This is a genomic window from Arcticibacterium sp., from assembly GCF_055134445.1.
The window spans coordinates 1-12,450 of record NZ_JBSRVI010000178.1 but is presented as its reverse complement, the minus strand read 5'-3'; the positions used below and the strand labels follow the sequence as shown (position 1 = coordinate 12,450).

Genomic DNA, 12,450 nt, shown 5'->3' with positions numbered 1-12,450 from the left:
TCCAGCCCCTGGTTCTCCGACAAAAACATGTGCTTCGTTTTGAATTCTTATGGCACTACCATGCAATAGAAAAATGTTTTTCTGTAGAAGTAGGATACCAATAGCTTCACTTAATAAAAATAATTTCAGGGTTTGTGTGTCATCTCCAAGTTGCTGATAATAAATTTCTTTGCCTTTATTTATCTGACATCGCACAATACCATCCCAGTTGAGCATAACACCCTGGTCGTTAAAGGCAATCGAAGCTTGAACCCCTTTTCTGAAAACGTTAGTAAACTCAAAATCCACTGCTGGTATTTCGGCTTGCTTTATGATCACGGTCGGTTTCCCAGAGCTTTTAATTAGCATGTCTGAGAAATCCAAGTCGGAGTCAATATGTAGTCCAAAGCTTAGAAATTTCACATTATGTTGGTTTATTCCCACACCCAAAGTGGGAGGTACTCAAAATTTGGCATGTCTCCTATAAGAAATTTACCGTCTCTTTCTACCCAAGCATGAGCATCTAATTGGGTGGTTTTATTGGGCTGTATTCCTATAATTAATTTGCTGTTAGAAAACTGTTTCTTGAAAACTAAAGCTTGCGGTAGACAGGTATAAGTCTTAGGGGAAATGGCAGAGAATGTTTTTATGGCTGTTTTATACATTTCTTCCGTTTCACTTTTAGTTCTTGTTTTACAAATCCGGCGATAATAGTTTTTGAAAGATGGAAACTTAAGTATTTTTAATGCGAGCGTAATGTGTATTAAATTATAAGCAGCCTTAAAAAATAGTCTTTTTTCTTCCAGGCTAAGTCCACTGAACTTGTTAAGCTTCCTCCACCAATCCTTCATTGATCAAGTCTTCAATTAAAGTACTCAAATCACTTTCGCACTCCTCATCTTCCACGTTAAAACGCTCCAATACCTTTTCTTTTAAATCTCCTTTGCTTGATGCTCCCTTTTCTAGCATATTCCATATGAAGGTTCCTACTTCATTTAAAGAATAATAACTCCCTTTTTCATGATTAAGAACAACAGATTCTCCAGAAAGAGAGGTGGACACTTGTTTGTCTGAAAGTTTATAAATGGTATTTAGAGACATAAATTATTTTTTTAAGCTTCGCAATTTATCACACCTTTAGTAATTAAATAAGGTAGAAGTACATAAAGCGTTAATCCCTTTATCAAAAAAAAGAAAAATCCAGCCCAACCGAGTTTCTTAAGCCATAGGTACCATTTCTTGTTTTCTAGATCATTGATCATACTTATGTTTCAGTATATTTTGAAAATATATTAAGAATTGAAAATTATGAAATATCTAAATTGTGCTACTTGGTCAAATAGGGGAGAAAGCCTAACACTTTGATGCAAGAAAGCTTTCCTAATCGATGAAATTTCGTTTAACAGTTTTTGATATTCCGTAGAGTATTCTGTGATTTCACCAATTAGACAAAGATTTTCCTCATTCTTTAAGGCCATTAATGGTTCCCATTTTTCTGAATAATAAGCATTAAGCTGCGGCTTATGTACAGCCAAATGAGTGCCAATACCATCAAAAAGGAGAAAAGATTCTTTTGAAGGGGACTCAAAGAGCACACTATCTGCTAGTTTAATCTCGAAAGCTTTGTCTTGATAGAAGTCTGATAGAAAATCTAGAATATGGGAATTGACATCGTAAACGATGGAATGCTCTTTAACATGTGAAACCATTATTTCTCGTAGCGGTTCCAAGGCTCCAAACAGCGTGTTCCAGACTGCCAAAGCTTGCTCTTCCTCTATTATAGCAGGGACAACCGTTTTTTTCTGAGCGTAAACGATGATTACAATCTTATTCCAAAACCTTGCAGATAGATAAGGGTGTTCATTGAAAATGGTTTCAATAAACGCTTCGAAACTTTTATCTGTGGCATATCTGAAATCTTCCAAGGCCACAAAGTTGCCCCCAGACTTAATGGCGAACCTAAAATAAGTGGCTCCAATCTCTACTATTAATTCGCTATTTGGTATTTCTTCAATATCAAACTTTTCTGGTTTTATGGTCAAAACCGGCTCTATATAACCTATATCTTCAATCAAAATTCAATAAATTTAAAAGGAAATCGGGTCTGCTTTCCTTGTGCAAATTCAAAAAGTCTTCTTTGGTAAACCATTTTACGTCACTCAATATTGCCACCTCTTCAGGATCGTGACCTAATTTGAGTGTTCCTTCTAAATGTTTTACTTCAAAATAATATTCTAACGCATGAAGGGGAGCTTCTATAAATTGATGGAAACATAAAAGCTGTCCAACCCTTACTTTCAAACCAGTTTCCTCCATAAACTCTCTTTCGACGGCATTTTCTAGATTTTCATCCAATTCTGCACCGCCCCCTGGTACATTCCAAAAATACCCATTTTTGCCTATTCCATCATGTTTCAGCATTAATAATCTACCGTCTTTAACTAAGACACCACAGGCACGTACTCTAATTCTGTTTCCATAGTGATGTTCTATTTGGTCTTTGATATTTGGAGGCATTATTGTCTTACTTTTGTTCAAAATTAGCGTATTTCGTATCTAAATAATAAGCTTCGTTAAAACGAACCTCTGATTATTTAAACTTCGTGAGAAGTCTTAGCTTCCATGAGTGCTTTCTAAAAAATATCTATGGCAGAAGAAATCCCAAAACCTTCAGAATTATTATTAAAAAAGTTTAAACATGAGCCTACTCCAGGCCAGTTCAAACTTTTTGAGATGATGGATATCTTCCTCACGGAAGAAGAAAAGGAGCGTTCCATTTTTGTACTGCGGGGTTATGCTGGAACAGGGAAAACTACTTTCTTAAGTTCATTAATGAAAGTGCTACCCAAATATGGATGGAAGTCGGTGCTTTTGGCTCCGACGGGAAGAGCAGCCAAAGTGATGGCAAACTATTCTAAAAGACAGGCTCAAACCATACACAAGAAGATTTACAAGCAGAAAGAGAATTCGTATACGGGGAATTTTGTATTTGAACTTCAGAAAAATTATGCCGAAGGTACCATGTATATTGTGGATGAGGCATCCATGATAGGAGACCAGCGGGAATTTGGAAAAGACAGCTTATTAAGTGATCTGATTCGTTATGTTTTTGAGGGAAAACACAACAAGCTACTTTTAATAGGAGATGAGGCACAACTACCACCTATTGGTATGGAATACAGCCCAGCTTTAAACGTCGAGCATTTAGAAAATCAATATTATGCGGAGGTTTCGGGTATATCGCTGACAGAAGTTACAAGGCAGCAGCAAGGTTCGGGTATTTTGGTGAATGCCACCAAAATCAGAGAAACACTAGGTTCTGAAAACCCGACAGTCAAATTTGAGACCAAACCTTTCAAAGATATTTTTAGAATGACCAGTGAGCGAATAGAAGACGGTTTAAGGTACGCTTATGAGAAATACGGTCAAAAAAACACCATAGTTATTACCCGATCGAATAAGAATGCGGTTCAGTATAATCAGTATATCCGGAATAGAATTCATGCCTGCGAAAATGAACTAGAGAATGGAGATATACTGATGGTGGTAAGAAATAATTATACCATTCTGGGCGAGGAATCGGAGGCAGGTTTTATAGCCAATGGGGAGTTTGCAGAGGTAAAACATTTGGGAAGGGAAGAGGAGATGCATGGTTTCAGGTTTCAGCATGTCACGATGCAGCTCGTAGATTACCCTAACGACCCTGAGTTTGAAAGTATGATCCTTCTGGATACCCTTAATTCTAATGCACCAACACTCACTAGAGAAGAGAATAAAGAGCTCTATGAGTCTGTTTTGAAGGATTATTACTGGGTGAAAACCAAAAAAGAAAGGTCTGAGTTATTGGCTGCAGACCCTTATTTAAATGCTCTTCAGGTAAAATATGCTTATGCTCTTACTTGTCACAAGTCGCAAGGTGGACAGTGGGATGCCGTCTTTGTAGACCAAGGATATATTCCTAATAATGAGATAGATTCAGATTATTTAAGATGGCTTTATACGGGTGTCACACGTGGTGTAAAGGAGGTTTTCTTGGTCAATTTTAATGCGATATTCTATTAATTTATTTTCAATCCAAAAATGGAAAGAAAGGATAAAACCTCTGGCTGAGAAAACTTGGCACCTTTTACCTTGTTCCTATTGAGGTCAAAGTAATAGTTTTTAGCAGTTCTAAAGTCCGTGGCTCTTAGGTCGCAGTTTACAAATGTGGTTCCAGACAGCTCTGTTTCATGGAAACTTACTTTTTGTAAATCACAAGAATCGAAATCTACTTCTTTAAGTGCGGAGTTTTTGAACCCTACACTTTGAAGTTTTTGGTTTCTAAAAGTGCAAACTTCTAATACCGAACTTTCGAAATACATCTCCGTGAGAAACTTACTTAATTCAGAGAAGTCTACTCCGGTAAACTTACAGTCCAAAAATTTAACATTTTGAAGTTTAGAACCTGTGAAATTAACATTATTGAACTTGCAAGACTTGAATTCACAATCCTCAAAATTGAAGTCTAATAATTGTGTTAAATCTAAGTTTAGGCCTTGAAAGGTTTCTTCTTCAAAATTTCTTTCTCCTGAAAGCAGTCTAGTCAATGAATCTGTCATTAATTAAGTCGTAGGTAAATGTTTGATTATTTTCTTCCATAGTTTTATCTGAGTTCTCCTCCATTTCAATTTGCTTTTGTTTCAGAGTCATAATGAGTTCATTCCCATTTTGCTCCGACCACAGATGAGACTCAAAAGCCATTGGTGGGTCCACTACCGCGTAGTTTGAGCCAACTTGAATGGTTCTTTGCAGCATATTTTGAGCGTAAAAAGAAACGAAAATGTCTACGCCATGAAAATAAGGACATGCTTCGTATGAACTGTATTTGATAGCCCAAAGTTCGGCTTTAAAGTTAGAATTAATCGCAATTTTCTGAAGACTATAAGCCTCAGCGTTTTGCAAGAATCCAATATCCATTTTTTTTAAATAGTCCTCATAAAGAGCATTTGTTTTAAGAGAATCTATCTTTAAAAATTCTGGGATAATTTGATAAAAGTATCCATTGACATTTAGAGGGCTTAATTTAGATGAAAGGAATGCTACTTCTTTTCCTGTTAATACAGAAGGTAACTCTGCTTGTTCAGAGAGCTCAAGGATATACAAAGAATCTATCTTAGGAATGACATTTAAAAAATTGCTTTCGTGCTCTTGTTCATCATCATCTACATTTTTATTTTCACCTCCACAAGCGGCAAAAAGTAGGCTTAAAAGTAAAAATAGGGTCTGTTTCAAATCTTACTGTTTTAAAAGCTTCTTTTGTAATTCTTCTAAAGAGACACCCTTCGTTTCTGGCATCATTTTCCATACAAATATGAGCTGCAAAACCATCATAAAAGTAAAGATGAAGAATACTGTGGAAGCTCCAATACTTGTAAAAAGGAAAGGAATCAATGAAGGAATGGCTGCCGCCAAAATCCAATGAACACTGCTGCCAAAAGACTGACCTTTTGCTCTTAAATGATTTGGGAAAATTTCGGATATGAAAACCCAAATAACAGTACCCTGTCCAATGCCATGAGCGGCAATAAACAAGAAAAAGAAAATAGGAATAGACATGCCCTGCCAGCCTTGCATGAAGGCAATGCCCACCAAAGACAGCGAAATAATATACCCCACAGAGCCTATGTACATCAGCTGCCTTCTTCCAGATTTGTCAATCAGAGAAAGCCCCAAATAAGTGAAAAGGATATTAACAAAACCTATGCCTACGCTACTTAAAAGAGCGGAATCTTCCCCCAATCCTGCCAATTCGAAAATTCTGGGAGCGAAATATAAAAAAGCATTTATCCCAGAAAGTTGATTAAAAAAAGCAATTAGGAAAGCTAGAATAAGCGGGAATCTATATTTTTTGCCATAAATACTTTCAGACTTGGACGCCGTGAGCATGTCTTCTTTTATGGCCTTTATTTGAGCTTGTGTTTCTTCTTCTGTTAGCGTCACTCTTAAAATATCTGCTGCGGCACTTTCATCATTCCTGTTGGATATTAACCATCTTGGGCTTTTAGGAACTCCAAATACCAGTACAGAATAAATCAAAGCCGGTACAGCTTCTATACCTATCATCCATCGCCAAGCATCATGCTCTATGCCACTTAAAAGGAAGTTGGATAAATACGCGATCATGATACCGAATACAATATTAAACTGGTAAAGTGCCACTAGTTTTCCTCTTTGTTTTGCTGGAGCAATCTCCGCAATATAAGTAGGAGCCGCTACCGTAGATGCTCCCACGCCCAAGCCACCAATAAGGCGGAAAATGGAAAATACCCATGGGTCTGTGGCAAATGCAGAGCCTAACGCAGAAACTAAAAAGAAAACACCTATCAGGATTAATGTATTTTTTCTGCCAAACTTTTCCGTAGGTATTCCGCCAAAAATAGCTCCTATGACTGTACCCCATAAGGCAGAGGAGATAATAACAAAACCATGAAAAAGATCGCCTCTGTTCCATAATTCTTGAAGAGACTGGTCTGCACCAGAAATAACTACGGTGTCAAAACCGAAAAGGAAACCTGCTAAAGCCACGGTTATGGACCAGTAAAAGAGTTTTTTTGAATTCATTTTTTTAGATAGGGTTGGTTTTGTAGACGAATATAAAGTTTTAAAGGGTTTTAACCTTCATTAAAATTGACGTTGAATTGTCTTAAGAAGTCTTTGATGACCTTAACGTGAACGCATTCACCAAGGTGGAGGAATGAATAGTCGTTAATGGTTTTATTTTCACCGTTTATTTGTATTTCTTTATTCTCTAGATCAAAACCCAAATGGAGATGCTTGGTTTGGGATTGCATGCCGTAAATGATGCCATTTTGGTCAAAAAGTGGGCCACCACTTTGCCCTCTAAGGCCGGGGGTACTTAACTCAATTCCTGCTATTTTACCGCTTTTATCTCCAGTGAATCGGGTTATCATTCCGTCCATCGGAAACTGTGGGGAGTTAATTACGCCATTATTGGTCCATTCTATATCGTCTTTGGTTTTATTAAAACGGAAGTTGTTAAACTCTGGGAATGGGAAACCCAACCTGCACAGCGTTTTTCCTTGTCTTATGGCCGTGTCATCTTTTTTAAAGACAGGGAAACGATTAACATTTAGTTTTTTGAAGCCATTGAATTTTAAAATGGCGAGGTCGTATTCTGGATGTGTGTGAATAGTGAGGTCAGAGATGCTTTCTGCACAGTTAATAAACTTGGATTTTAATTGTGCGGGGCTGGATACGTTGAGCTGATACTTTTGTGCTAAAACTTCTTGTTCTTGCGTGGAAAGGGAAGGGTTAAATGCTGCTTTAAAAGCATTGAACTGCTCATTTATTTTTTGAGAATTTATCAAAACATCTGCTACATGTTTGCAGGTCAAAGCATATCCCTCGTCATTTACAAAAAATAAGGTAGCCGCTCCTGGAATTATTTTTTCTGATAGATAATTTCTATTGATGGTATGAACGGCTCGGGTAAATCCAGAAGCTATTTCTATGGCGGAGGTAAACATCTTGCATTTTATTGATGGAGTCATAAAAATAAAGAGAAGACTCCACGAGTCTTCTCTTTATAGCATATAAGATGCTTTTAATTACAAATACTTCCCAACAAATTCTGCAAATTCACTTTTCATTTCTTTAAACAACGTTTGAAAAACTTCCATTCTGCCTTCCAAAGAAGAATCGTGGTCTATTTTTCTATGATCAGCTGCAACGGGGTTTTCCTTCACACTTTTTTCCACTAAGTCTTCTTCAATGGTTATTTCATGTTTTAACCTATCTATCTCTTCTTTCTGAATGATAAATTGATTTTGAAATTTCTCTACCTCTCCTTTTACAACTTCACTGGTGTTTTTAATGCTGACCTCAGAAAGTCGAACTTTTAAAATACCTAATTCATCTTCATAAAAATCAAGATCCTTAGTCCATTCAGAATGAGTAGCGTGTAGGTCAAATAAATATGCTTGTGCTTCCATGATGTTTCTCTTTGTTTTTGTTACAACAAAGTAAAGACATCGAGACTCCAGAAATCATGAGGGATATCAGAATGGAGGGTGGTGTTAAACAGTTAAAATAAATTTGTAGTAGGGAAAACCTCAAAGTCCGGTATAGGTGTAAATTACAGTTGCGGTATAAGTTCTAGCAGGAATTAATACGCTCATGCCCGTTATCTTGTATTGTATAGGAATATCCACATATTTAGCTGTTCCTGTAAAAAATGGTAAGGGGAGAGCTGTTACTTCTTGGTAGTTTTCTCCACCAGAAATACTTGGTCCAATTATTCCAGTAAGCCAGTTTCCAATACTCGTTCCGTCTCCATTTCCAGATCTTCTTGCGTGAAGCTTAAGTCTTAAGCCCAAGTCAACGTCTGTCATAGAAACACTAACATTCCATTTTAATAGTCCTAATGGTAGTCCGATTGGTAAAAGTGGTGAAATGTTTATTTCTGTTTGACTTTGGTCGCTGAACACAAAATAGTCGGATGGATAATCATCTCCAGCGTCTACAATTACTGTAGGGTCTATAACAGGATTCCAAGTTCCTCCTGTTGAGGAAATTGTTATCTGGGCATTGGCTATAAAAACGCCAAATAAAGGAATGAATATGCTTATAAATTTCTTCATTAGTTATCCATTATAGTAAAGGTTAGCCCTATATTATTCCCAGTAGAGGCTGTTAATAAAGACACATTGGTGACTTCCAGCCTATAACTTACGGCATGTCCTTTGTTTACGCCACTACCCGTGAAAGAAGAGCCAATATTGTTGATGGCTACTTTCTGACCCACGGCTGGTATTTCTATTTTTCCAGAACCCGTGCCTAAAACGCCTCTATCAAGCGAAAGCGAAGCATTTGATACAATGATATATAGTTTTGTGCCGGGCGGAATGGAACCATAATCTTTTTGTACCATAACTTTTCTAGAACGTAATAATGGCAAAGAAGAGGTATAGTTAATCCATTTCTCATCATTTAACTGTACAGCCAAGTCTAAACTGCCCGCCTCAGAAGGAGAGGGCAGGCTAAGATTTACCGTACTATTATCTGGTTCTATGTCTAATAGAGCAAAGGACGATAGACTTACACTGGCTCCAGCGGTAGTCACTTGAGCATAACTAAGATTACTTAGTAGAAATAAAAGATGTAATATGAAGCACTTTCTCATAAACCTGAAAGTCTAATGGTTTCTTCCTGAAAGCGGACATTCTTCTTTCTGTCAGCCAATAAAAAGTTGTATTCCGACTTTTCTCCAAACTTAACTAGAAGACTGGTCTCAGGGTTCTGTATGGTAAAATAACGTCTTATTTCTCTAGAAATAATTCTGAGAGAATAAGCCTCTTCTTTAAGGCCATAGAAGTTAAACTCTCCTTTCTGGTTGGTGGTGGTAAATTTTGAAAAATTATCATTATAAACTTCCACAAGCACATTATTGAAGTTTTGAGTTCTATTGGCATTACCTTCCTTGAAAACAATTGCCCCAGAAATATATCCAGTTTTTATGGCGTTCATTACCAGTCTTTTGGTGGTGTCTTTTAGTACTTCAACTACCAGAGGCCACTTAACATCAATGGCATTTTCAAATCCAAGTGAAGATTTATCTAAAGATAAATTGTACTTACCCGCTTCTAGGTCATTTATTTTAAATTCCCCTTTGTTATTCGTAACCACTTTTTCTCCATTGAAGTTAAAGATCACCCCTTCCGTTTTCACTCCCTGTACCTGTCCTATAATAGCTCCTAAACCTTTTTTCTTATTTACTGGCGTGTTTAGGCTAAGGGTGTATTTTAAAGAGAAAAGTACATTCCTATTATTGTTAACAAACGGATTTTTTCTGTAAAATGCATCCAAAGTTATGGCATGCTCCTTAAAATCAAATTTCACCTTACCATTTAATATATCTCTACTAGTGTATAGTTCTTCTAATGAATAATTGTTTCGATAGCTTAATTTAAATTTGAAGAAGTCTCGGTAAGAATATCCTAGATTCATTCCGTAATAGATAAATTCAGTTTGAGCAGTGGTTTTAGCATATCGGGCGGTATTTAAATATTCTCCAAAAACTCCTAGAGCCAGGTTCTTTTCGGTTTTATAGTTCAAATCTAATCGGCCTTTGTATTGTTTATTATAACCATTAGAACCATCTTTTATAAAAAGTAGGTCTTGCGTATCTCCCGAGTCACCTTCTACTTTCATTTGAAAGCTCTTTAATCTCGTATTAAAAGTTAATCGAGCTAATTTTTCTTTATAGTGATAAGACTTGGCATCCATTCTGTCTTCACGCTCACCTAAGACAGAAGAAACGCTCAACCTCGAATTGTCACTAAATCTATAAGAAAGAATAGCCGAATTATAATCGGAATAAGGGGCTGAAGCTAAATAAATACTGTCTAAACTGGCATTGGTTCTATTGATTGATTTAGAAATACTGATATCAAACCTTCTTGAAAATTGGTAATTAATGGCGTTATTCAGCAAAAGACTATTATTATAAAATCCGTAATAGGTTTTATCTGTAAATATGGTGTTTGAATTAATTACCAGTCTTTTAAGTTTTAAAACCCCATTGCTTTGGAAGGCTGTTGCGATTTTTCCGTCGGTATAAGAAAGTCCACCTTCCATTTCTAAATTGTATTTCTGCTTGTCAACCTCGAAACCAATATTCAAGAAATCTGTAACAAGTGGCTGTGCGGCATTGATATGTTCTTTTCTAAGAATGGAGGTTTTGAAACTAGCACTTTCTCCTAAATTCCAAGTTGAGTTTAGCCAATATTCTCTTTGAATAGAAGAAATGAATCTGGGTTCTAGATAGACGGCATTAATCGTAGCTTTATCTAGTTTATGAGATACACTAATACCCCTAGCAAATCTAGAATATTCCGTCAATAGAGAGAGATTAAAGGTTTGATCACCTAGACTGACGTCAAGTTTTTTATTGCTATACTTAACGAAATATTGGTCGGTAACACCAAAACGGGCTATTTTGAAATTATTAGGACCTCTCGCAATAAAATCAAGATGGTGTTTAGAGGCATGATCAAGATGACCAGAACCCGTAATGTCAAAAGAAAACAGCCCTAAAGTTTCAGTGCCATAGGAGTACTGATTGTAAAGAAGACTTGCTCTTATTGGAAATCTTAAATAAGGGTCATTCCTTTTTTTGTTATTGATAAGATATGGAACCGTAAAATTAGAACTATAAGCCTGGGTATTTTGGCCAGCATATGCACTGAGGTCAAAAGTGAGATTGGTTTTCCCGTTACTACCAGAAGGTAACATAGTAACCACTTTTACGGTTTTGCTCTCACCGCTTTGTAATTCAAAATTTCTATTACCAGAGACATCACCGTTTCTACTTTTAAGCCAAATAGTCTCCACGGAATTTCCGGTGTTTTTTACTAAATATTCTATTTCGGTCCTATCACTTTCTACAATATACTCAGGCTGGTTTATGGGAATGACTTGAAGGTTTGAAAATTTCTGTAGCTCCACGGCAATAGCGGTGGAAGCTAAAAATTTGCCATCATTTAATAAATTGATGTCAATGGCATGTACGCCACTTTCCGCGAATCTATTATTTTGTATAGCAAAATAGAATTGATGTGGTACCCCCTTTTTTAAGGTAGAAGGGCTTGTTTGAGTAATAATTCTAAAACCATTTGGGATATTAATAAGTATCGAAACATTATTTAAGTCTTCCGTTATTTCTGATATCACAATAAAAAATACCTGTTTTTTATCGTTCTCTATTTTTAGAGTGGATTCTCCCGTGTTTTGTATAGTAAGTTGTTGTCCCCAAAGAGGGAGATTAATGAAAAAAAGCAGAAATATTTTAAAGGTATTTCGCACACTATTAGATCTCTAAATCAAGATTGACACCTACTACTTCGTTTTGATATTCTGCAAAAAGCACTGCTTTGTATTTACCTTTCTTAAGTTCTTCCAAGCCTATTTTGAATGATTGGCAATTTCTTGGGTAAACATTTCTAGGGGCTATTAAAAGTTTTTTAACTTCAATTCCATCTTGGTCAAATACTTGAAGTTCCATGGATGGGTACACTAAAAAATTGCCATCATTTTTAAGTATAACATTAATGAGCTGGTTATTTTCGGGGTCTTTACCCAGTTTGATGTCTGTAAAAGATAAATCATTGGAGCCACTGCTACCTAAATTTGAAACTATCTGAATGGCATAACGGATTTTGGTGCCAACTTCAACCCCTGGTTTTGTTTTATCTATGGATATAGGTTCAACCCCCTCTACCATCACTAATGACCAAAAGGAGCCCTGCGTATAATCTCCATGAGAAAAATCTATCTGATAATTAATCTCATATTCTTCTTTTGAGCCAAGAGTCACTTCTTGAGTTTCTAATTTTAAGAAACCATTCAGCGAACCTTCTACGGTTCCTGGTTCTGTATAGTTGACTTCTCCGTCACATTTAATAGAGAGATCAT

The 12,450-nt window shown here is 36.4% G+C and carries 14 protein-coding genes and 1 pseudogene; 1 reads left to right on the top strand and 14 read right to left on the bottom strand.

Going from position 1 to position 12,450, the window contains the following annotated elements:
• The 5 genes and pseudogenes from ACTBZY_RS23705 to ACTBZY_RS23685 form a co-directional block, all read right to left on the bottom strand.
• Nucleotides 1-402, bottom strand: a pseudogene (locus ACTBZY_RS23705) (serine kinase); the annotation flags it as partial.
• 11 nt (nt 403-413) lie between these two features.
• Complete coding sequence (locus tag ACTBZY_RS23700; RefSeq protein WP_463048885.1) at nt 414-830, bottom strand: lasso peptide biosynthesis B2 protein; 417 nt, start codon at nt 828-830, stop codon at nt 414-416.
• Nucleotides 805-1,080 (bottom strand): PqqD family protein, encoded by a 276-nt coding sequence (locus tag ACTBZY_RS23695; protein WP_463048884.1) that lies wholly within the window; start codon nt 1,078-1,080, stop codon nt 805-807. The genes ACTBZY_RS23700 and ACTBZY_RS23695 overlap by 26 nt, the downstream gene beginning before the upstream one ends.
• A 191-nt stretch (nt 1,081-1,271) precedes the next feature.
• Nucleotides 1,272-2,054, bottom strand: a complete 783-nt coding sequence (locus ACTBZY_RS23690) for a DUF3822 family protein (RefSeq protein ID WP_463048883.1) — start codon at nt 2,052-2,054, stop codon at nt 1,272-1,274.
• Nucleotides 2,047-2,496, bottom strand: a complete 450-nt coding sequence (locus ACTBZY_RS23685) for an NUDIX domain-containing protein (RefSeq protein WP_463048882.1) — start codon at nt 2,494-2,496, stop codon at nt 2,047-2,049. The genes ACTBZY_RS23690 and ACTBZY_RS23685 overlap by 8 nt, the downstream gene beginning before the upstream one ends.
• A gap of 129 nt (nt 2,497-2,625) precedes the next feature.
• Here ACTBZY_RS23685 and ACTBZY_RS23680 point away from each other — a divergent pair, with 129 nt between their 5' ends.
• Nucleotides 2,626-4,041: an ATP-dependent DNA helicase gene (locus tag ACTBZY_RS23680; protein ID WP_463048881.1), complete on the top strand. Its 1,416-nt coding sequence runs from the start codon at nt 2,626-2,628 to the stop codon at nt 4,039-4,041.
• Here ACTBZY_RS23680 and ACTBZY_RS23675 read toward each other — a convergent pair.
• From ACTBZY_RS23675 to ACTBZY_RS23635, 9 genes are all read right to left on the bottom strand, one after another.
• Entirely contained in the window at nt 4,038-4,577 is a 540-nt protein-coding gene (locus ACTBZY_RS23675) for a pentapeptide repeat-containing protein (RefSeq protein ID WP_463048880.1), read from the bottom strand. The genes ACTBZY_RS23680 and ACTBZY_RS23675 overlap by 4 nt on opposite strands.
• Nucleotides 4,558-5,250, bottom strand: a complete 693-nt coding sequence (locus tag ACTBZY_RS23670) for a hypothetical protein (protein WP_463048879.1) — start codon at nt 5,248-5,250, stop codon at nt 4,558-4,560. Before ACTBZY_RS23670 ends, ACTBZY_RS23675 begins: the two co-directional genes overlap by 20 nt.
• 3 nt (nt 5,251-5,253) lie before the next feature.
• Nucleotides 5,254-6,579: a sugar porter family MFS transporter gene (locus ACTBZY_RS23665; RefSeq protein WP_463048878.1), complete on the bottom strand. Its 1,326-nt coding sequence runs from the start codon at nt 6,577-6,579 to the stop codon at nt 5,254-5,256.
• 50 nt (nt 6,580-6,629) lie between these two features.
• Entirely contained in the window at nt 6,630-7,505 is an 876-nt protein-coding gene (locus ACTBZY_RS23660; protein ID WP_463048877.1) for a S1 family peptidase, read from the bottom strand.
• Nucleotides 7,506-7,586: 81 nt separating this feature from the next.
• Nucleotides 7,587-7,970, bottom strand: a complete 384-nt coding sequence (locus ACTBZY_RS23655) for a hypothetical protein (RefSeq protein WP_463048876.1) — start codon at nt 7,968-7,970, stop codon at nt 7,587-7,589.
• A 120-nt stretch (nt 7,971-8,090) separates the two neighbouring features.
• Nucleotides 8,091-8,618: a hypothetical protein gene (locus ACTBZY_RS23650; protein WP_463048875.1), complete on the bottom strand. Its 528-nt coding sequence runs from the start codon at nt 8,616-8,618 to the stop codon at nt 8,091-8,093.
• Complete coding sequence (locus ACTBZY_RS23645) at nt 8,618-9,160, bottom strand: hypothetical protein (RefSeq protein ID WP_463048874.1); 543 nt, start codon at nt 9,158-9,160, stop codon at nt 8,618-8,620. The genes ACTBZY_RS23650 and ACTBZY_RS23645 overlap by 1 nt, the downstream gene beginning before the upstream one ends.
• Nucleotides 9,157-11,709: a hypothetical protein gene (locus ACTBZY_RS23640; RefSeq protein ID WP_463048873.1), complete on the bottom strand. Its 2,553-nt coding sequence runs from the start codon at nt 11,707-11,709 to the stop codon at nt 9,157-9,159. The genes ACTBZY_RS23645 and ACTBZY_RS23640 overlap by 4 nt, the downstream gene beginning before the upstream one ends.
• A gap of 136 nt (nt 11,710-11,845) precedes the next feature.
• On the bottom strand, nt 11,846-12,450 hold a 605-nt coding region (locus ACTBZY_RS23635), incomplete at its 5' end, for a hypothetical protein (protein ID WP_463048872.1).